This window comes from uncultured Paraglaciecola sp., from assembly GCF_913058035.1.
In the GTDB taxonomy this organism is placed as follows: Bacteria; Pseudomonadota; Gammaproteobacteria; order Enterobacterales; family Alteromonadaceae; genus Paraglaciecola.
The window spans coordinates 1-21203 of sequence record NZ_CAJXPA010000050.1; the positions used below are offsets into that span (position 1 = coordinate 1).

The window sequence follows — 21203 nt, forward strand, 5'->3', positions numbered from 1 at the left end:
ATAAGAGAGTAAAGTTGTAGGGAACATTCACGGATTTGGTGATCAGATCTATCGCCAAACAAAACTGAACAGGTCATGCCATGAATGCAAACCGTATCGTGAACAAGACTATACGCATTGTCATCCCTTTGATGCATAAAACTCGTCGTGAGGCATTAGCTAGCTGTGTCAGTAGTCTGTTACACGTTAATCCAGCGACCGTTACGGCTATTGGTAGAGGTATAAAATCAGAAGCGAGTGACAAGTACTCTATTAAACGTGCAGACCGACGTTGTTCTAATAGTAATTTATTCAGTGAACTCGATAGCGTTTATTCGTCACTGTGTACTCTATTTATCAACTGCTCATCTCAGCCAGTTATCTTAGTTGATTGGTCTGATTTAGATACACATAAAGACTGTTAAAGGCTGCTTTTTGCTAAGAGCATCAGTGGCTTTTAAGGGGAGAGGGGTCGCTATTTATCAAGAAATTCATGGTGCCAGCACGAAAGAAAAACGGTGCACACATAAGGCATTTTTAGCTAAATTGAATAGTATTATCGATAAGGATACTAAACCCATTATTGTCACCGATGCTGGCTATAAAACAACTTGGTTTAGAGACGTCATTGAATTGGGTTGGGATTTTGCGGGAAGAGTACGCAAACCTATGATGTATGTTAATCAACAAGAGGATTGAGAGCATACTTCTGAGTTATATAAGAAAGCTACCGGTCAACCTTTAGGGTTCGCTAGCCATATTTGTCGCAGCCAACCTTTAACATGTACTTTGGTGCTATTTAAAGGCAAGAAAAAAGGACGACATAGCTTAACGCGACATAACATTCCTTGGCAATCTAAGTGTTCAAAAGTCCATGCAAGAGGCGCTGCAGACCGTTGGCTAATTGCGACTTCGCTTCCTCGAACCAAGTATTTAGGAAAAAAGATAGTGGCTATTTATCGTCTGCGCATGCAAATTGAAGAAGAGTTTAGGGATATCAAAAGTAGTTTATTCGGACTCGGTTTTGAACACCATAAAAGCCGATGTGTTCAGCGCATTACCATACTCATTCTCATCGCCACACTCGCCAGTATTTTGGCTAACATTATAGGTCTGGCGATGTTCATGGCTGGATTACACCTTCGTTATCAAGCGAACACAGTAAAAAAAGGCGCGTATTATCATTACACTATTTGGGTTTGCGAGGTTATGTAAATAAGGGCCTCATACTGCTCTGCGAGCATTATGAGGCGGCCGTATTAAACCTCAGAACGATGATTGCAGCCAATTTTAATGGTTGAATATTCGTGGAGATCCCTCAAGATAAAAGTAAACTTTATTTTCAAACCTGTGGAGATCTCCCCATTCTTGCTGGCAACATACGCCTGCACGTTAGCGCTTCAATTTACTTTTTAAAACGTCAAATTAACAGAACATCCATGATAATTTACTGCAAAGCAAGTCCTTTATCGCCAACGCCGATGCACTTGCCCTACCCTCGACTCAAAGCTCGCCGATTATTTTGTGAATTCAGTAGGGCATTTAACATGGATGTTAAATGAGTTTGCCATTGCCGGGAGCAAGTGCAAACGACCTGCTTAATTCACAAAATAATCGGATGAAGAGCATTGCCCTCGAGCGGCACTTTTTGCTTACTTTTTGCTGCTGTAGGCAAAAAGTAAGTCGGGCGAAAGGATTATTTTGAAAAATGTCATGCGGACGCCGCGCGGGATGACAGTATGTAAAGCATATGCTTAATAAGCGCAGCGCATAAAAAGCGTAGCCACAAACAAAAAAACGAGCCTAAGCTCGTTTCTTCAAATAATTAGAAAGTTTGAAACACTTTCAAAAACACATTCCTTTTCTACTAAATCATTGGAGCCTCAGCAAAGCCGCCAAGCTGCGAGCCCCATGAGCATATGATTAATATGTGATTGGGGCGAGTAGCGACAGCAATGCAGCTGAGGTTTCAAGGATGACGTAGAAATTAATCCTCTCTATAACTATCCAAATCTGGGCACGAACACATCAAATTCCTATCCCCAAACACATCATCAATCCGATTAACCGTTGGCCAAAATTTATTCTTAGCCACGCTAGCCACCGGATAAGCAGCCAGCTTTCTGTCATAACTGCGATCCCAGTTGTTATCGCAAATATCTTCAAGGGTATGCGGTGCATTATGTAGTGGGTTGTCTATATCGTCCCATTCACCTGATTCAACTTTAGCAATTTCTAAACGAATAGAAATCATGGCTTCAATAAAGCGGTCAAGCTCAGCTTTGGCTTCTGACTCTGTAGGTTCAATCATCAAGGTGCCTGCTACTGGGAAACTCATAGTAGGCGCATGAAAACCGTAGTCGTTTAAGCGTTTTGCTACGTCGACTTCAGTCACACCTGAGCTTTCTTTTAGCTGGCGTAAATCAATAATACATTCGTGTGCTACGCGGTTATTACGTCCACGGTATAGAATTGGGTAAGAGCCTACTAATTTTTCGGCCACATAATTGGCATTAAGAATGGCGACTTCGGTGGCTTTTTTCAGGCCAGCGCTGCCCATCATTTTAATGTACATGTAACTAATAGGTAAAATGGAAGCACTGCCCCAAGGTGCCGCTGAAACTGCACCGTGCTCGCGTATTTCGCTATCGCCCGCGTTTTCGATACCTATAATTTTGTGATTAGGTAAAAATGGCGCTAAGTGGGCTTTAACACCTATTGGGCCCATGCCTGGGCCGCCACCACCATGTGGGATACAAAAAGTTTTGTGTAGGTTTAAATGCGACACATCCGAGCCAATATAACCCGGTGAAGTCACACCGACTTGAGCGTTCATGTTGGCGCCGTCCATATACACTTGGCCACCAAATTGGTGCACTATCTCACACATTTCGCGCACGGTTTCTTCGTATACACCGTGGGTAGATGGGTAGGTGATCATGGCACATGATAGGTTATCAGCCACTTCTGCGGCTTTAGTGCGTAAATCAGCTAAATCGACGTTGCCGTCTTTATCGCAGTTTACGACGACCACTTTCATACTGACCATTTGCGCTGATGCTGGGTTGGTACCGTGGGCAGAGCTTGGAATTAAGCAAATATTACGGTGCCCTTCTCCCCTACTCTCATGATACTTCTTAATAGTGATCAAACCTGCATATTCACCCTGAGCACCTGAGTTAGGTTGCATCGACAAGGCATCGTAGCCAGTAATGTCGATAAGCCATTCGCTCAACTCATCCAGCATTTGAGTGTAACCTTGCGCTTGCTCAAGAGGTGAGAATGGGTGTAATTGACCAAACTCAGGCCATGTCACGGGGATCATTTCAGCGGTGGCGTTGAGTTTCATGGTGCAAGAGCCTAACGAAATCATCGAGTGATTTAGGGCTAAGTCTTTGTCTTCTAGTGACTTGATGTAACGTAGCATTTCAGTTTCAGAGTGATAACTGTTAAATACTGGGTGAGTCAAGTAATCAGATGTTCTGGCTAGCTCTGCTGGAATTGAAACACTGCCGTTATCGATAATAACTTTATCAAAGGCGTTGATATCTAGTTCAACATTAGCGCCAACAAAGGCTTGATATACGGCCTGCAAATCGTCACGTGACGTTGTTTCATCGATGCTTATGCCTAACGAACCATCAACGTCGGTCCGCAAGTTGAGGTTATTGGCTAAAGCAGCATCGATTATCTGTTGTTTGTTGCTGGTCACTTTAACCGTCAACGTGTCAAACCACGTGTTATTTGCTAACTCAAAACCTGCTTTGACTAATCCAGCGGCAAGAATGTCTGCAAAACGGTGAATACGTGAAGCAATGGTTTTTAAGCCTTGTGGACCATGATAAACCGCATAAAAAGACGCCATATTGGCTAACAATACTTGTGCGGTACAAATGTTCGAGTTAGCTTTTTCGCGACGAATATGTTGTTCACGGGTTTGTAATGCCATACGTAAGGCTGGCTTACCACGCGTGTCTTTAGATACACCGATGATACGCCCTGGTAATGAACGTTTGTAGCTTTCGCGGGTGGCAAAAAATGCAGCATGAGGTCCACCGTAGCCCATAGGCACGCCAAATCGTTGTGCACTACCTAGTACCACATCAGCACCCATTTCACCGGGTGGTTTAAGTAACACTAGGCTAAGTAGGTCAGAAGCAACGGCTACGATGCCTTTATTAGCTTGTACTGCAGCAATGATATCTGTGATGTCATTGACCTTACCAGACGTGCCAGGATATTGTAGTAATGCACCAAACACATCATGTTGGCTGGCATCTACTGCTTTGCCAACAACAATATCAAATCCAAACATATCGGCACGCGTCTGAACCACATCTAATGTTTGTGGATGTACGTCATCTGCCACAAAAAATATATTGGCATTACGATTTTTAGAAACGCGTTTAGCTAAGCCCATGGCTTCAGCAGCAGCGGTGGCTTCGTCTAACAATGAAGCTGATGCTAGTTCCATACCGGTAAGATCAATGGTTGCTTGCTGAAAATTAAGCAGGGCTTCTAATCTGCCTTGTGCAATTTCTGGTTGGTAAGGCGTATAGGCGGTATACCAACCTGGGTTTTCTAATACGTTCCTTTTTATCACATTAGGAGTGAGCGTATCGTAGTAGCCCATGCCTATAAAAGAACGCATGACTTTATTTTTGCTGGCCACAGTTTTTAAGTAGGCTAAGGCATCAGCTTCTGTCTGTGCCTCACCGACTTTTAACGGTTGAGGTAAACGTATGCCTTCAGGCACAGTTTGCTGCATTAAATCATCTAACGATTCTGCACCAATTGAAGTAAGCATTTCTGCCATTTCTACTTCGCTGGGACCAATATGACGACGAACAAAATCCTGTTTTTGTTCAAGCTCTAATAATGAAAAATGAGATAATGACATACTTAACTAGGATTCCTGATGTGAACAAAAAAAGAAAGTAAAGCAGTGGGCGATATAATTCACCCACACACTTTTATTATAATAATGTTTTAAATTTCGAAGACTGAATAGCCCTCACTCGTGAGTAGTTTACTCGTTTTCAATGTTGCCTTCGTATGCTTCGGCATCTAACAGGCCTTCTACTTCTTTTGGATCTTCGGCTCTAATTTTAAACAACCAACCCTCTCCGTATGGGTCAGAGTTGACCAATTCTGGTGCATCTTCTAGGTCTGCGTTAACAGCTAAGACTTCACCACTGATGGGTGCATACACATCGGATGCTGCTTTCACTGATTCGGCAACAGCAATATCGTCGCCGGTGCCTACTTGAGCACCGACATCCGGCAACTCCACAAATACCATATCGCCCAATAATTGTTGGGCATGGTCGCTGATACCGATAGTAAATACTCCATCACCGTCAGGGCGTACCCATTCGTGAGATGAAGCGTAACGTAAATCTGCTGGAATATTGCTCATGATTGTTCCTAATAATTATCTAATTAATTGTATTTTTATAAGACACTTTTACCATTTCGGACAAAGCTAGGTTTCACCACATTGACTGTAACCCACTTTTTGCGTATTTCAACTTCAGCGTTAACACCAACTGTCGAAGGTACGCGTGCCATAGCAATGCTATGACCCAAAGTAGGTGAAAACGTACCTGAGGTTATCACACCTTCACCACCGCTAACCTGTACTTTTTGACCAGCACGCAGCACACCTTTATCGGTCATCACTAAACCAACTAGTTTGTCCGTGCCTGTCGCTTTATGCTGTTCAAGAGCTTCACGACCAACAAATTTTCTGTCATTTGGCTCCCACGTAATTGTCCAAGCCATATTAGCAGCTAGCGGCGAAATGGTTTCGTCCATATCTTGACTATACAAGTTCATTCCCGCTTCTAAACGAAGTGTGTCCCTAGCACCTAAACCACAAGGAACCACGCCTACATCTAGCAATTTTTGCCAAAAATCTGCAGCATCAGCCGTTGGCACCATAATTTCGTAACCTGCTTCGCCGGTGTATCCTGTAGTAGCAATAAATAGGTCCTCGGCTTGCACACCAAAAAATATTTTCATACCCTCGACGGCTTCTTTTTGTGCAGCTGAAAACAATTGTGCCGCTTTGCTCTTTGCATTTGGGCCTTGCACAGCAATCATGGCGTACTCTTTACGCTCTGTGATAGCGACATCGAATGTGGTGGCTTGTTGCAGCAGCCAATTCATATCTTTTTCACGTGTGGCAGAGTTCACAACCAACCGGTAGTTAGTTGGGTCGAAGTAATAAACGATCAAATCGTCTACCACACCACCAGTTTCATTCAACATGCCGCTGTATAGTGCTTTGCCTTTATCTTGTAATTTAATCACGTCGTTAGCCAATAAAAAACGCAAATACGCCTGCGCATCTTTACCTGTTACATCCACGATAGTCATATGAGATACATCAAACATGCCCGCGTCTTTGCGAACTGCGTGGTGCTCTTCTATTTGCGAGCCGTAATTAATGGGCATTTCCCAACCGTAGAAGTCGACCATTTTGGCTCCCGCTTCCAAATGTTTGGTATGTAAAACAGTTTTATTTGGCATAAAATATTGTGACCGTGACTAAACAATACTCGAATTATAGATTCAGCAATGATGGACGACAAATTGAAATATTTAATGTTTACATTTACATTTCTTATGAATAATTGAATAATCATTTAAAAGTCTTATTTAAAAGGTACTTAGATGCAATGAAACAACTATCTTTGGATAATTTGCGCACATTTGTCACTGTTGTAGATTTATGTGGGTTCGCAAAAGCAGGCGAAAAATTGGGGCGCTCCCAACCTGCTGTGAGCTTACAGATAAAACGTTTAGAGCAGCAATTATCAAAACGCCTATTTAATAAGCAAGGGCAAAGACAGGTCGTTAATCAAGACGGCTTAGATTTATATAAAAAAGCACAGACTATGTTGGACTTAAATGACAGTATTTTTCGCCAATTTCAACCTACCTCGTTAAAAGGAAGATTACGTCTGGGTATCCCTAGTGAATTTGCTACCACTTTACTGCCCAGTATTATCGGCGAATTTGGAAAATTATACCCAGATGTATCCCTAGAAGTTACCTCTGCGTTAAGTAAATCTTTGCTTGAAGATGAAGAAATTAATGGTTTTGACCTTGTGATGGCTCTTGTCGATCCTGATACTGACGTCGATGGTAAGGTGTTGTTAATTGATGAGCTAGTTTGGGTAGGCGACCGAAGTTTGACTTATCGGCAAGCAAGTTTATCGTTAGTTTTAGCACCCGATGGTTGTGTATATAGAAGTCGTGTCATCAGCAAGTTAAAACAACAAACTCAACAATGGAGGATCAGTTATACCAATGCTGACCTAAGCGGTATCACAGCAGCTATTAAACAGGGATTAGGCATCAGCGTTTTAGCTAAAAGCAGCGTACCCGAACAATTAGATATTATTCGACATAACCATCTGCCGGAACTAGGAACAATCAAGATTTGTTTGTTTTCTGGGAAATCCCAGCACCCGCAGGCTAGTGAGAAATTAGCTGAATTTATCCAATCAAGGTTAGTAAAAACGAACTGAAGGGTAATAAACGAAAATTTGCCAGCTGTGGCTTAAAACTAGCAGGCAGTTTTTTACTTTACTTGTCTATTAATCGCCTTGTTTAATTAAAATTAAGGCGATGCTAGCAATAAGCAACAATAAAAATAACATTCTTTTGCTGTACTTTCCGTGATAATAAGCTTTTCGTCGTTCTTTAAATACAGGTCCATCTGGATGAACTCCCGATGCATGTCTTCTTTCACCAAATAAACGTTTCATAAATAACCCCATAAGGATAAATACAGAATAAACCATTATTCCTAAGAAAAGTGTCCAACTATTCTGATAGCAATATCTTAGCCTTTTAATCCGGGTATTTCATCGGCTCTATTAATAAAAACTTAACTTAATTTGATTTTTTGGGGCAAAAAGGGTGATTAGGTCAGTCATCAGACTTCATGCGTATATAAGTTTTATATTTTTTTTGTAGCAATCGGTCAATATACCGGGTGAGCTTAATTTTTTGACTAATAGCATTATCTAAAGCATCAACTAACTCCGTGATCATGGATTTGTAGTACTCTACGTCCTTAATTTTTCCATCTTCAGTTTTTGCTTCAAATATATCTTTTGATGTGGGTTCTTCTTGAGTTTGAAGCTTTTTCTCGGGTAGAAACATCTCTTCTGACACTTCTTTAATAACGTTTTCAACCGCTTCCTCGTCTAAAGTTTCTAACTCTTCAAGAAATCCAAAAAGTAAGATCCTATCCATCAGAGTATTAATTTTTCTTGGGATGCCATACGTAAATTGAAAAATCCGGTCATACGCACCAGCTGAAAACAAAACTCTGCCGTCCCAGCCTGCATGTTGCATGCGATATTCAATGTACGCCTGGCACTCCACATCGGTTAAAGGTGCTAAATGACATGACGCTACAATACGTTGTCTAAACTGCTCCATGTTGGGTGCACGCAGTATAGGTTGTAACTCTTCTTGCCCGAGTAAGAAGCTTTGCAACAATGGTTTGCCACCTGCTTGGAAGTTTGACAACATTCGTAATTCTTCAATCGTTTCTAAAGGTAAATTTTGTGCTTCATCGACCAATAATAATGCTCGTTTGCCTTCTTTATGCAACCCCATCAAAAAGGCTTCAAGATCATTCAGAATATCAGATTTAGTACTGCCTTTGACCGACACATTGAACTTGCTAGCAACCATTTTCACCAATTCATCTGGTGACAACTTTGGTGAAACGATTTGTGCAGCAACGATATCTTCCTGCATATTATCCAATAAACTGTTCGCTATAGTAGTTTTACCTGTACCTATATCGCCAGTAATAACAATAAAACCTTCAGCTTGAGATAACCCATATTGCAAATAAGACATGGCACGTTTGTGCCATTTGCTACCAAAAAAAAAGCTAGGATCGGGTGTCAATTGGAAAGGCTTTGAAGTGAGTCCATAATAATTTTCATACATAATAAATAGCCATTCGTCCCGGAAAAGAAAATAAAAATGATATCCTTCAGCTTAAGCCATCTGCCTATTACATAGCAAACCAATTCCATATTTACCTGTAATTTTGCTCTAAGCGCTGAAGATTAAGTACTTAATCAAAAACACTCATCAAAAACGCTCATCAAATGACATGATAATAGATAGAAAAAAAATGACACAAACACCCGGCCACAACAAAAAGATGCCAAATGGTATGCGTAAATTGTATTTTTTTTGCTACATAAAACAACACACCTAATGTAAAACATATACCACCGCCGACTAATAACCATATTCCCTCAGTTGTTAAGGCATTGTATAAGGGATAAAAAAAGAAGATCGCTATCCAGCCCATTAATAAATACGTAATAACTGATAACTTTGGAAACCTTTGATTAGCAAAAATTTTAAAGAAGATGCCTATTAATGCAATTGACCACACTATTATCATCCCAGTTAAACCTAGCCATCCACCGATAGCCAAAACCATAAATGGTGTGTAAGTGCCCGCTATCAACAGGTATATTGCGCTGTGGTCTACAATCTTAAGAAAAGCCTTGACGTTTTTATTTTTAGCTAAATGGTAAAGTGTTGACGACAAAAACATCATGATCATCGATAGTCCGTAGACTACGCAAGCAAATTGACCGTATATACCATCAACTTTCATCAACAAAAAAATCAAACCTACAGTGGCAGCGATTACCCCAACGCCATGACTTACGGCATTGAGTCTCTCTTCAAGTGGTGAATAGGTTGGTTGTATAACAATCATTCATTATTTACGGCAAGATAAAAATAGAATTTCATCATATATTTTGAGCGTACAGTTGTACACTCAAATATGCTCTCCAATTAAAACCTACATCGAGCGGCACTTTAGATTGTGAGTTCAATCAACATATATGGGGCACAACACACATAAAGTGCAGCCCTCCATTAAGGTAAAATAACTGATATTTATGGCTAACAAAATATTGAGACTAATTACCACTAAGAATAAGCCTAGTGGTTATTTTTCGAGGACAACAATGATTTTTATATCTATGCCAAAGGCACGGCTGGAAATACATTTTTATTTTTAACATTACCAAATGCAAAACTTGATTCGATAGAGGCAAGTCCGGGTAAACATGTTAGTTTTTCTCGAATAAATCTCTCGTAACTTTTCAAATCTGCGCTCACGACACGCATTTGGTAATCACGACTTCCTGTCATAAGGTAACACTCCATGACCTCGTCTAGATCATTAATACAGGTCTCAAAATTTCGCACGCTGATGTGATCTTGCTTTTCTAGCCGGATACTTACAAATGCATTAATGGGTAATCCAAATTGTTCCTGATCGACTTGGGCAGTGTAACCTATTAAGACCCCAGACTTTTCCAAACGCCGCACTCGGCGCAAACAAGGAGAAGGAGAAAGATTGACTTTTTCAGCCAATTCTTGGTTACTTAACCGCGCATTATTCTGCAACTCACGAATGATTTTTCGATCGATTATATCCATTTAAACCTCAAAATTAATAGAATCTGCTAATAATAGCTTATCTTGATAGGTTAATCGCAAGATAATTGCTGATGATTAATTGCATACTATTCATCCTGTAATAGCTAATACCGCGAGACACGCTGTCATGTCAAAATCACCTACACAAATCGGAAACCATACTCTGTCTCCAGAAACACTGATGATGCATCACGGTTACGATCCGGCGTTGTCAGAAGGTGCGGTAAAATGTCCTAACTTTCAAACATCCACGTTTGTTTTTGAGTCTGCGCAACAAGGAAAAGATTTTTTCAATTATGCGTCAGGCCGAGTAACGCCCACTCATAAAGGCGCAGAACAAAGTCTTATTTACAGTCGCTTTAATAATCCTGTACTCGAAATTCTCGAAGGTCGTATTGCCATATGGGATGGTGCTGAAGACTGCTTAGTCACGGGCAGTGGCATGTCTGCCATTGCCACTACGTTACTTGCTTTATCAGGTCCTGGTGACGTAGTGGTATATTCTGAACCAGTCTATGGAGGAACGGATACCCTTATCAATAGTATCCTGTCGCAAATGAATATAAAGGGTGTAGGTTTCTCAGGCCAAGACGGAATTGAAGGATTACAGCGCGCCGTCATTCAGGCTAAACAGCTAGGGACCGTATCGCTAGTGTTGTTAGAGACACCGGACAACCCATTAAACACCATGATCGACATTTCAGAGTGTCGAAAAATCTGTGATGCACTTAAAAATAAAAATGGTGAACGCACTAAGTTGGTTGTGGACAACACGATGTCTGGTCCTATTTTCCAAAAACCCTTGCAACATGGGGCCGATATTTGTCTGTATTCACTGACAAAATACATTGGTGGACATTCAGATGTCGTGGGGGGAAGTTGCTCGGGTGATAAAACACTACTCTCAAAAATCAGAGGCTTTCGAAATATCTTGGGTACAACTATGGATCCAAATACAGCATGGCTAATTATGCGATCACTGGAAACACTTAAAGTCCGCATGGAAGCATCTTCAACATCAGCCTTAGAGGTTATATCGTATCTAAAGGACCATCCAAAAGTAATTCGTGTGAATCACCCATCAATGCTTAACAAAGAAACTGAGCAATATAATATATACAAGAAACAGTGTAGCGGTGCAGCCTCCACATTTTCTTTTGAAATTATTGGTGATGAAGCAAGTGCATTTAAGATGTTGGACTCGATGCAAATAGCCATGCTGGCCGTTAGTCTCGGTGGTACAGAAACGCTTATACAGCACCCTGCATCGATGACACATTCCAGTGTACCCGAGCATCGACGAGCAGAAATTGGCATCAGTGATAGCTTGATCCGGATTTCAATAGGTCTTGAGGATCCAAAAGATATTATTGTCGATCTAGAGCAGGCTCTGGCTCAAATCTAGTTCTAGGATTAATTGACTGAAGATAAAAATTTGAGATAAAAATGACTATTTTTAACACCACTGAACTCAACCAATTAATGAACGAAGATCGAAAAGAAGGGATTGAATCACTTGACTATATAAGACGCGACTTTGGAGATAAATGTGCTCGAGAAATTTTACAATCATTGCAAAGTGGCATTGAAATTAATGATGCGGCGCTCAACACTCCTTATGTCGACTCTATTGCACCAGAATTACAAGCTGTTTACCCAGGTGACTTGCAGATAGAAAAGCGTATTGAAAATATCTTACGCTGGAATGCAATGGCAATGGTCGTGCAAGCATACGATTCTGGTTCCGGTGTGGGCGATCATATAGCGACTGATGCAAGTGCCGCGGCCATGTTTTAAAACACGCACTGAAAACTATGGCGGAGATAGGGTTTTGTCACAACTTCATGCCGCTCCGGGAACATACGCCTGCGCTTACCTTGAGGGAAGGCTGTCGTTGCAACCAATAAAAAACTTCCGAAGGGAATTAGGTATACAAGGAGGTTTATCATCTTATCCTCACCCTTGTTCCATGCCCGATTTTTGGGGAATGCCCAATGCTTCAATGGGTTTGTCAACCGTATGTGCAATCTATTAGGCAAGGTTTGCCAAGTACCTTGAAAATCATGGTTTGAAAACAAGAAATGGTGGCAAAATGTGGTGTTTTATCGGTGATGGTGAATCAGATGAGCCAGAAGTTTTAGGCACCATTAATATTGCTGCACGTAAAAAGTTAGATAATTTCGTACTGGTAGTCACTTGTAATTTACAGCGCCTTGATGGCCCTGTACGGGGTAATGGAAAAATCATTCAAGAGTTGAAACGTTGCTTTCGCGGTGTAAGTTGGAATGTTTTAAAAGTGATTGGGGGCAGTGGTTGGGTTGTGCTATTAGCTCGAGATAAAGAGGGCGTATTGCGCCAACGCATAGAAGACTGTGTGGATGAACGGATGAGCTGTTATTGAAAGAACTAAAACGCAATAGGATCGTTGACCGAGGTGCTAGGCATACGTAGAAAATTAAACTTCTAATTATACTTTTATCATTTAACTGGTCATGTAGACTTATATTACTTTATTACACAACATGGTTTAGTGATTACGTGACTCAGTGGTACGCATATATTGTCGAAAATAAGCTAGGTCAATATTACACAGGCATATGCACAGACGTTGAGCGACGCTTTAATGAACATCAATCTAGCGGTCCTAAGTGTGCTAAAGCGTTGAAAGGCAAAGGTCCTTTAGTATTGAAGTTATGGTGTATCGTAGGAAACCATTCTGAGGCTTTAAAAATTGAAATTTGGATTAAAAAACTGAATAAAGCCAAAAAAATAAAATTAGTAGAAAACTGTCTTTGTGATTCACTTATACAAAACATGCTGTTGGATGAGGATAAATAATATGCTGAACTCACCTGCACCACTTCCAAAAGAACTAGTCGAGCTTGGTAACGAGGGGTGGCAAAAACTGCAATCCCACCAGCAGTTTTCTATGCATTTCGAGATATTTGAAGAACAAATCAAAGTCGCTTTTTCATTGAGCGAGTTTATCTCTGAGCAATGTATTAAAAATCCGTCATGGTTAGCAGAGTTACTGATTGAAGAACGGCTTTTTGATGAGCAGGTGGATTACCAAAACAAACTTGCCCTCTTATTAAATGAGACTAACAGTGAGGCGGTTTTACACCAAAAACTCAGGCAGTTTAGAAATTTTCATATGTTAAGAATTGCTTGGCGTGATCTACTCAGTATGCAGACAATTGAAAATTCACTCGCACAAGTATCAGAACTAGCACGTCAATTAATTACACAAACTAACAGCTGGCTATATCAATTTTTAGGGACTAGATTCGGTTTGCCAGAGGGTGAATTTGGACCGCAGCCTATGCTAATTATGGGTATGGGGAAATTAGGTGGGGATGAACTTAATTTTTCTTCAGATATCGACTTAATTTTTACTTATGCTTCAGTGGGCGTTACCACCGGTGGTAAAAAGTCGATCGAAAACCAACAGTTTTTCACTAAATTGGCACAAAAATTTATTACCGCCTTGGATCAAATGACGGCTGATGGTCAAGTGTACAGAGTGGATATGCGCCTAAGACCATTTGGTGATAGTGGCCCACTTGTGATGCATTTTGATGCAATGGAAGATTATTACCAAGAACAAGGTCGCGACTGGGAACGATACGCGATGCTTAAAGCATCGATACTGAATCAACCGAGCCCTTACACGCAACAATTATCAGGTATTTTACAACCTTTTATTTACCGACGATATTTAGACTTTAGTGCCATTGAGTCACTACGCAGTATGAAGTCCATGATAGAACAAGAGGTGCGCAGACGAGGCTTAACCAATAATATTAAATTAGGTAAAGGTGGGATCAGAGAAGCAGAATTTATTGTTCAAAGCTTGCAGCTCATTAATGGTGGACGAGAGCCAAGTCTGAAAGTTCAGAGTTTACAATTAGCATTGTTTGAACTGGTCAATTTAAAAATATTACCCACGAAAAGCGCCAAGGATTTACAACAAAGCTACTTATGGTTACGTAAAATAGAACATTGTCTTCAGCAGTTTGCCGACAAACAAACACAAGTACTGCCAAACAATGATACTGATCAAAAACGTTTGTTATATGTGTTAGGGATCACTGACTATGAAGATTTTACACAACAGTTGACCCATCACTGCGACTTAATCCACCAGCAATTTTCGTTTTTGGTCAAAGAAGAACCCGCATTGAAGGATGATGTTGCAGATGAGCAACAACAGGCAGCTAAGGATCTTTGGCAACTACAGCTCGATGCTGAAGAAACACAAAGTATATTAAATCATTGGTATTCAGCCTATGACATGCCTGCTACAGGTATAACAATTGGCGAAAATGTGCATCGACAACTCGGCATATTTAAACAAGATTTAACCACACAGCGGATCGGCCAGAGAGGGCTCACCACTCTAAATAATCTGATGCCCGTAATTTTCCATAAAATTCTTAGTTCTTCAGCTAACGATCATGCAGAGTTGCTTAAACGTATATTAACGGTATTACATGCCATATTAGGTCGTACTGCTTATTTACAATTATTATTTGAAAACCAGGCGGCATTATTTCATTTAGTTAAGTTATGCGCTGCAAGCCCTTGGGTAACAGAACAAATTGCCCGCTTTCCGTTATTATTAGATGAGTTACTCAATCCTATTTCTCTTTACCAACCAGTAGCGTTTAATCAGTATGCTGATGAATTGCGCCAATCATTGCTTCGAGTAGAAACAGAAGATTTAGAGCTACAAATAGAGACATTGCGTCAATTTAAACTGAGCCAACAATTAAAAATCGCTGCAGCCGATATCTCTAATGCTTTACCCGTTATGCAAGTTAGCGATCATTTAACTCATTTAGCCGAAGCGATTATTGTTCAAGTTGTAGACATTGCGTGGCAGCAAATAGTCACCAAACATGGCGTACCGGTGTGTGATAGCCAAGGCCCTAAAGACATCCAAAACAAAGGTTTTGCGGTATTAGGATTTGGCAAGCTCGGAGGATGGGAATTAGGTTATGGGTCAGATTTAGATTTAGTCTTTTTACATAATTGTGTTGGCCAGCAACTCACCAATGGTAAAAAACCAATTGGAGCTACTGGTTTCTATATCAAACTTGCCCAGCGTATTTTACATATATTTACGATCAAAACAGGTTTGGGTCTACTTTATGATGTGGACATGCGATTACGTCCTTCAGGTAATGCAGGTTTACTGGTGTGTCATGTAAGTGGCTTTGCGACTTATGAAATGGAAAATGCTTGGACTTGGGAGCATCAGGCTTTAGGGAGAGCCAGATTTATTATGGGTTGTCGTGAGTTATATCAACGCTTTAGTGCAGTTCGGTTAGCGGTGCTTTCAAAGCCTAGAGTGATAATAGAATTGGCAGAGGCTGTCGTGACTATGCGAGAAAAAATGCGTGCGCACTTAGCTAAAGGAGATGCTAAAAACATTGATTTAAAACAAGACGCTGGAGGCATAGCAGACATAGAGTTTATTGTGCAGTTTATGTTACTTGCTCACACTAGTGCTTCTCCAAGCTTAGCTAAATGGCCTGACAATGTAAGAGTTTTAGCTGACTTAGCAAATTTATCTCTTCTTACAAAAAATGAGGCTGAGATCCTCAGTCAAGCATATTTGGAATATCGAAACTTTTCACATCGATTAGCTTTACAAAATGGAACACTGGCTGCGATTACACCATCTATAGTGACTCTTCAAACAAAGGTAAAAGAAATTTGGAACAAATATTTAGTTAAAAGTTTACAATAATTCAAACGAAAAGCATCTAAAATTAATATCACGGAAGAGCTTCTTCGCATTGTTTTTCTAAGTATGTAGATGATTGTGAGGTAATGACCATAGAATGTTGACGAGGACACATATAAGCCTTGACCTCACCGTCAAAATTAGCATCAATGGCTTTACCAATCTCTTTTAAACTGCCCAACAAAGAATCGTCAAGCTGAAAGGGATACTTGACAATAAAGTCTTGCTCAAGCTCCCAGATGACCTGCATCCCCTCTGACTGAGCATAATTAGTGATACTACCTCTAAGTGTTCCTCCAACTTTGAATAGACGATGTTTGTATTCCCCGACCCATTTGCTTGGTACAGGTTTTTGTAAGTTTGCCATTTTTTTCAAGCGTTCGCTTAAAGGTATATCAGATGTTTTTACATTCATCACAAAGTCTCCTACCCTGCTCTCATTTGTATAACGCGACGATGAAATGTAATTCGAAAAAAATTGACTCATATTACTAGAGATGGTTCTTTTGCCTGAGCCCCCTTCTGGGAACGCAGACGACTGTTGACTTTGTTGCATAATCAAAACGGCAACCGCAACTCCGATGATAATAAGTGCCAGGAGAACATGCTTTAGCCAAAATAAAGAATCAAATAAATTTTTAATTTTGTTCATCACGCATCCTCACTATTGATTGTCCTCTTTATTACTTTCAGTCGTATAAGGACGGGTCTTCAGCATTAGGTCGTGTTTTAAAACGCTTATGCATCCAAAGGTATTGTTCTGGTGCGAGCATCACCATTTTTTCAATCATTTGATTAATTCGTGTTACATCATACTTATCGTCACCTGAGGGGAAGTTCTCCAGTCCAGGTAGTGCAATAATTTTATAACCTTTATCTGTTCGAATCGATACCAAGAAAACGGTCTCACAATTTGCTTGTTTAGCAAATAATAACGAGCCTGTTGTTGTCGCTACTTCGGGTACAGCAAAAAATGGCGTAAATTCACATTTTGCTCGTCCATAATCTTGATCGGGTAAATACAAACACAACTCGCCATCATCTAAGGCACTGATTAAACCTCTAACATTTCGTTTGTGTACCATATATTTATTACTACGTTGACGACCGTAATATTGAATATATTCCATTAGTCTATTGTTATGTTTGCGGTAAAACACTACCGATGGATATTTAAGACCGGCAATACGACAAGCGAACTCAAGATTCATGTTGTGTATTGCATAAGCCAGCACACCTTTGCCCTTTGCCAAAATAGCTTCAATATGCTCGAAACCTTCGAATTCAGCTTTTCGAGCAACACGCCATTTCGGCCACCACCACCCCATTCCCGTTTCAAGGATCGCCATACCTGCATTGTCTAGATTGGCATCCAACATACTTTGACGCTTTTCTTGGCTTAGTTCAGGAAAAGATAATTCCAAGTTACATTTAGCCACGTTATACCGCTTTTTAGCGATGACCTTTAGTAACTTGCCTAATAATTTTCCAATACTTAACTGCATTTGATAAGGTAGCCAAGACAAACTATAAAGTATTAGGACGCCAAACCAAGTTAACCAATACTTTGGTAAAAAAAACTCTATTTCAAACTCAGGGGCGACTATTTTTTTTATGGACAAACTGCTCTCCTACTCATTCATTATTCTTAGTCTAATACGTTAAGCCAATTGGCAACATGAAAAAAGTGCTAAGCTTATGCAATTTACCTATAAAAATCACAATTCGAATTAGACAGGTGATGTTATAACTAATAATAAAACCGTGAGCTTAGATGAGCAAATAGTCAAAGATGTGGAGCGATTGCAGACCATTTTAGATACGGTCTCAAGTGTTATACTTGAGCTATCCATAACTGGCTATATTCTTTATGCTAATCAGGCTGCTGTGCAAATGTTTGGTTATGCGCCGGAAGAATTAAAAAAAATGCGTCTCTTTGACTTAGTTCCTAGGAGGCACAACCAATTTCATCAAAAATACCTTAATTATTTTTTCAAATCGAACCTTGAAACCTCTTCTGAAACTGGTGTAAGTGAATCTTTCCCTGTTTTACATAAAAATGGCCAAGAATTTTTTGTTACCGCCACTTTAAAAGTATCGTGCAACAGCATACAAAATACGGTCATAGCGACGGTTTACAGCTTGTCAAAATTACAGACGTCTCAAGACCAATTAGATAATAGTAACGAACGACTTATGATCGCCAAAGAGGCATCACAGATAGGTGTATGGGAATTCATTATTGAAACTGAACAGCTCATTTGGGACACCCAAATGTTTTTGCTCTATCAACAAGATCCCAGTACCTTCGGTAGCGAATTTTCTGAGTGGCGAAACACTCTACACCCCGACGATAAAGAAAAAACGTTACATGCGTTAAACCTAACCATAAAAGAAAACAAAAAATTTGACATCACTTTCAGGATACTGACACCGGATAAGCAGGTCCGTTATATAAAGTCCATCGGACATGCGGTGTGTGATAAAACAGGCCAGATTTACAAAGTGATTGGCGTCAACTACGACCTAACTGAAAACTTCATCATTCAAAAAAACCTTGAACAGAGCCTAAAAGATAATCGGGTATTGGCTAAAGTTGCCGAAGAAACGGCTAATGCAGTGGTATTAACCGATGTACAAGGCAAAATCACTTGGGTTAATAAGATGTTTAGCCGTATCACTGGCTATCAGCTAGAAGAGGTCAAAGGTTCTACTCCCGGCCATATACTACAAGGCAAAGATACAGACCCTCAGACAATAATAGACATCGACACGTCACTTAAAAATAAACAAGAATTCAATGCCGAAATATTGAATTATCATAAAAGTGGTAGCCCTTATTGGATGCGAATTAACTGCCAGCCACTATATGAGCAAAATCAGCTTGTTGGATATGTAGCCATTCAAACCGACATTACTGAGATAAAAAACCTTGAACAAGAGCGTCAGATACAACAAGAGCTTTTAGAACGCACTGGTGATATGGCAAAACTTGGTGGTTGGCAGCTTAATCTAGTGACTAATCAGGTTATTTGGTCTGATGTTGTTTACAAAATTCATGAACTACCGATTGGTTCAAAGGTTGACTTAGACAACGCAGTTAACTTTTATGCACCTGAAATGAGACCCGTTATTCAACAAGCGATCGCCTTGGCTATAAAAGACGGCACATCATGGGATATTCAAAGCTCCTTTACCACCGCCAAAGGCAATGATATCTGGGTTCGTGCAGTTGGCTATGCAGAGTTTACTAATGGTGTTGCTACTACTCTTAGAGGCGCATTTCAGGATATAACTGAGCTTAAGCGTGCGGAAGAACGTGCTATAGAGGCCAATCTTGCTAAAAGTGAGTTCTTAGCAAACATGAGTCATGAAATACGTACCCCTATAAATGGCATATTGGGTATGAATGATTTACTTTTGAATACAAATTTAAACGACAATCAACGACACTTTGCACAACTAGTCAAAGTGAGCAGTCACTCATTGTTACGCTTGATTAATGATATTTTAGACTTTTCTAAGATTGAGGCTGGCAAGCTTAAAATTGAAATACAAGATATCGATTTATACTCACTACTTAGTGACATTATCGACACTATGGCAACGTTAGCTCATGATAAACATCTTGAACTAGTATTGGATATTTCGCCTGCTTTACCTAGATGGATAAAAATAGATCCAGACAGAGTAAAACAAGTTTTATCAACCTATTAAGTAATGCGATTAAATTTACCCAAAGGGGGGAGGTTGTACTAAGAGTTGAAGATACTGATAACGAATTATTAAAATTTACAGTGATTGATACTGGATCGGGTATCCCCGAGGACAAACAAACGCAGCTGTTTTCTAAATTTATGCAAGTTGATAGTTCTAGCACCCGCATCCATAGTGGGACAGGATTAGGATTGGCTATAAGTAAACAGTTAAGTGAAATGATGGGTGGGTACATTACGGTGCAAAGTGTTTGGCAACAAGGTTCTATTTTTTGCTTCACGGTTAAATCTGAATCTTCTTGCCAAACTTCTGCCCCAATAAGTCAGAGTATGCCTACCTTTTTACGCGGGAAAAGGTTACTCGTTGTAGACGCTCTATCAAGTGTTAGGCAGTCAGTGGTAAATTTTCTTACAGAAGCAGGTGTGGAGGTGCAATGTGTAGATAACGCCCAAAATGCGCTCAAAGCTTTGAAACATGCTCACGGTAATGAAAAACCGTTAGATTATGTGTTAACAGATTTAGCCCTACCTGGTATAAACGGTTTAGAACTAAGTAAAGCGATCGGCGATGACCACCGTTTTTCTGGGCTCTCCATTATTGTAATGACCACAGAATTGGGAGCACCAGAAAAAGCTCAAAACCCTAGTGTAAAAATGACGGATTTTCTTAGTAAACCACTTACACCCGATGCACTTATTTCTGTTCTACTTACTCCAAAATGTGGAGGCTCCAAGTTCGACCAGCGTCAGTTTCAGCTGGCTAATTCATCTAAAAAAGACGTTCAGAAAAAACCGAATATATTGGTAGTAGAAGATAACTATATTAATCAGCAAGTTGTTATGGAAATGCTGAAAAATTTACATTACCACTATCACCTTGCCGAAAATGGGCAGGAAGCCTTAAATGTGCTTAAAAACCATCCCGAAACATTTGATTTGATATTAATGGACTGCCAAATGCCGCTGATGAATGGTTACGATACCACCAGAAATATTCGTGCAAACACATTAGGTAAGTACAATAAGGATATTCCTATCATTGCATTAACGGCCAATGCGATGAAAGGTGACAATGTTAAATGCTTCGAAGCGGGCATGAATGACTACTTAGCCAAACCTTTTCAATCTGAACAATTAGCAGAAATATTACATAAGTGGGGATGTTCTTGAAAGATGGCGATCGAATAATTAGTTAGGTTAGTATTATTGTGGGTGGGAAATGTCTTTGTGAGTATTCAAGCGACTTT

General features: G+C 40.1%; 20 protein-coding genes. 11 read left to right on the plus strand and 9 right to left on the minus strand.

Annotation, left to right across the window (positions count from 1 at the left end; all coding sequences use genetic code 11):
• The first annotated feature begins 80 nt into the window (after positions 1-80).
• From QZ562_RS08610 to QZ562_RS08620, 3 genes are all read left to right on the plus strand, one after another.
• Positions 81-404, plus strand: coding sequence for a hypothetical protein (locus QZ562_RS08610; RefSeq protein WP_293759187.1), 324 nt, complete (start codon positions 81-83; stop codon positions 402-404).
• Between the two features lie 10 nt (positions 405-414).
• On the plus strand, positions 415-678 hold the full coding sequence (locus QZ562_RS08615; RefSeq protein WP_293759188.1) for a transposase: 264 nt from the start codon (positions 415-417) through the stop codon (positions 676-678).
• A gap of 93 nt (positions 679-771) precedes the next feature.
• Positions 772-1194, plus strand: coding sequence for a transposase (locus QZ562_RS08620; RefSeq protein WP_293759215.1), 423 nt, complete (start codon positions 772-774; stop codon positions 1192-1194).
• Between the two features lie 772 nt (positions 1195-1966).
• Here QZ562_RS08620 and gcvP read toward each other — a convergent pair.
• From gcvP to gcvT, 3 genes are all read right to left on the minus strand, one after another.
• Positions 1967-4879: an aminomethyl-transferring glycine dehydrogenase gene (gcvP, locus tag QZ562_RS08625; RefSeq protein ID WP_293759189.1), complete on the minus strand. Its 2913-nt coding sequence runs from the start codon at positions 4877-4879 to the stop codon at positions 1967-1969.
• A gap of 129 nt (positions 4880-5008) precedes the next feature.
• Positions 5009-5398 carry a glycine cleavage system protein GcvH gene (gcvH, locus tag QZ562_RS08630; RefSeq protein ID WP_293759190.1) on the minus strand — a complete coding sequence of 130 codons (390 nt, stop codon included), beginning with the start codon at positions 5396-5398 and terminating at the stop codon, positions 5009-5011.
• Positions 5399-5433: 35 nt separating this feature from the next.
• Positions 5434-6513: a glycine cleavage system aminomethyltransferase GcvT gene (gene gcvT, locus QZ562_RS08635; RefSeq protein WP_293759191.1), complete on the minus strand. Its 1080-nt coding sequence runs from the start codon at positions 6511-6513 to the stop codon at positions 5434-5436.
• A 149-nt stretch (positions 6514-6662) separates the two neighbouring features.
• On the opposite strand from gcvT, the gene QZ562_RS08640 reads away from it, so the two are divergent.
• On the plus strand, positions 6663-7517 hold the full coding sequence (locus tag QZ562_RS08640; protein WP_293759192.1) for a LysR family transcriptional regulator: 855 nt from the start codon (positions 6663-6665) through the stop codon (positions 7515-7517).
• A 69-nt stretch (positions 7518-7586) separates the two neighbouring features.
• Here the strand turns inward: QZ562_RS08640 and QZ562_RS08645 are convergent, their stop codons facing one another.
• The 4 genes from QZ562_RS08645 to QZ562_RS08660 form a co-directional block, all read right to left on the minus strand.
• Complete coding sequence (locus QZ562_RS08645) at positions 7587-7757, minus strand: hypothetical protein (RefSeq protein ID WP_293759193.1); 171 nt, start codon at positions 7755-7757, stop codon at positions 7587-7589.
• A 163-nt stretch (positions 7758-7920) separates the two neighbouring features.
• The gene (locus QZ562_RS08650; RefSeq protein WP_293759194.1) at positions 7921-8961 is read right to left on the minus strand and encodes an XrtA/PEP-CTERM system-associated ATPase; all 1041 of its coding nucleotides are present in this window, start codon (positions 8959-8961) and stop codon (positions 7921-7923) included.
• A gap of 160 nt (positions 8962-9121) precedes the next feature.
• Entirely contained in the window at positions 9122-9754 is a 633-nt protein-coding gene (locus QZ562_RS08655) for a hemolysin III family protein (protein WP_293759195.1), read from the minus strand.
• 269 nt (positions 9755-10023) lie between these two features.
• Positions 10024-10488 carry an Lrp/AsnC family transcriptional regulator gene (locus tag QZ562_RS08660; RefSeq protein ID WP_293759196.1) on the minus strand — a complete coding sequence of 155 codons (465 nt, stop codon included), beginning with the start codon at positions 10486-10488 and terminating at the stop codon, positions 10024-10026.
• A 127-nt stretch (positions 10489-10615) separates the two neighbouring features.
• Between QZ562_RS08660 and QZ562_RS08665 the strand changes: the two genes are divergently transcribed.
• The 5 genes from QZ562_RS08665 to glnE all read left to right on the plus strand — a co-directional run bounded on the left by QZ562_RS08665 (position 10616) and on the right by glnE (position 16243).
• Positions 10616-11893 carry a cystathionine gamma-synthase family protein gene (locus QZ562_RS08665; RefSeq protein ID WP_293759197.1) on the plus strand — a complete coding sequence of 426 codons (1278 nt, stop codon included), beginning with the start codon at positions 10616-10618 and terminating at the stop codon, positions 11891-11893.
• Positions 11894-11934: 41 nt separating this feature from the next.
• Positions 11935-12285, plus strand: coding sequence for a hypothetical protein (locus QZ562_RS08670; protein WP_293759198.1), 351 nt, complete (start codon positions 11935-11937; stop codon positions 12283-12285).
• 271 nt (positions 12286-12556) lie between these two features.
• On the plus strand, positions 12557-12889 hold the full coding sequence (locus tag QZ562_RS08675; RefSeq protein WP_293759199.1) for a hypothetical protein: 333 nt from the start codon (positions 12557-12559) through the stop codon (positions 12887-12889).
• A 137-nt stretch (positions 12890-13026) separates the two neighbouring features.
• Positions 13027-13326 (plus strand): GIY-YIG nuclease family protein, encoded by a 300-nt coding sequence (locus tag QZ562_RS08680; protein ID WP_293759200.1) that lies wholly within the window; start codon positions 13027-13029, stop codon positions 13324-13326.
• A gap of 1 nt (position 13327) precedes the next feature.
• A complete protein-coding gene (gene glnE / locus QZ562_RS08685; protein WP_293759201.1) occupies positions 13328-16243 on the plus strand; it encodes a bifunctional [glutamate--ammonia ligase]-adenylyl-L-tyrosine phosphorylase/[glutamate--ammonia-ligase] adenylyltransferase in 2916 nt (971 codons plus the stop codon).
• A gap of 28 nt (positions 16244-16271) precedes the next feature.
• Here the strand turns inward: glnE and QZ562_RS08690 are convergent, their stop codons facing one another.
• Together QZ562_RS08690 and lpxL are read right to left on the minus strand one after the other, a co-directional pair.
• Positions 16272-16892, minus strand: coding sequence for a toxin co-regulated pilus biosynthesis Q family protein (locus QZ562_RS08690; RefSeq protein ID WP_293759202.1), 621 nt, complete (start codon positions 16890-16892; stop codon positions 16272-16274).
• A gap of 37 nt (positions 16893-16929) precedes the next feature.
• Positions 16930-17862, minus strand: a complete 933-nt coding sequence (lpxL, locus tag QZ562_RS08695) for an LpxL/LpxP family Kdo(2)-lipid IV(A) lauroyl/palmitoleoyl acyltransferase (protein WP_293759203.1) — start codon at positions 17860-17862, stop codon at positions 16930-16932.
• Positions 17863-18004: 142 nt separating this feature from the next.
• On the opposite strand from lpxL, the gene QZ562_RS08700 reads away from it, so the two are divergent.
• Together QZ562_RS08700 and QZ562_RS08705 are read left to right on the plus strand one after the other, a co-directional pair.
• A complete protein-coding gene (locus tag QZ562_RS08700) occupies positions 18005-19957 on the plus strand; it encodes a PAS domain S-box protein (protein ID WP_293759205.1) in 1953 nt (650 codons plus the stop codon).
• The gene (locus QZ562_RS08705; RefSeq protein ID WP_293759207.1) at positions 19906-21126 is read left to right on the plus strand and encodes a response regulator; all 1221 of its coding nucleotides are present in this window, start codon (positions 19906-19908) and stop codon (positions 21124-21126) included. The genes QZ562_RS08700 and QZ562_RS08705 overlap by 52 nt, the downstream gene beginning before the upstream one ends.
• The last annotated feature ends 77 nt before the right edge of the window (positions 21127-21203 follow it).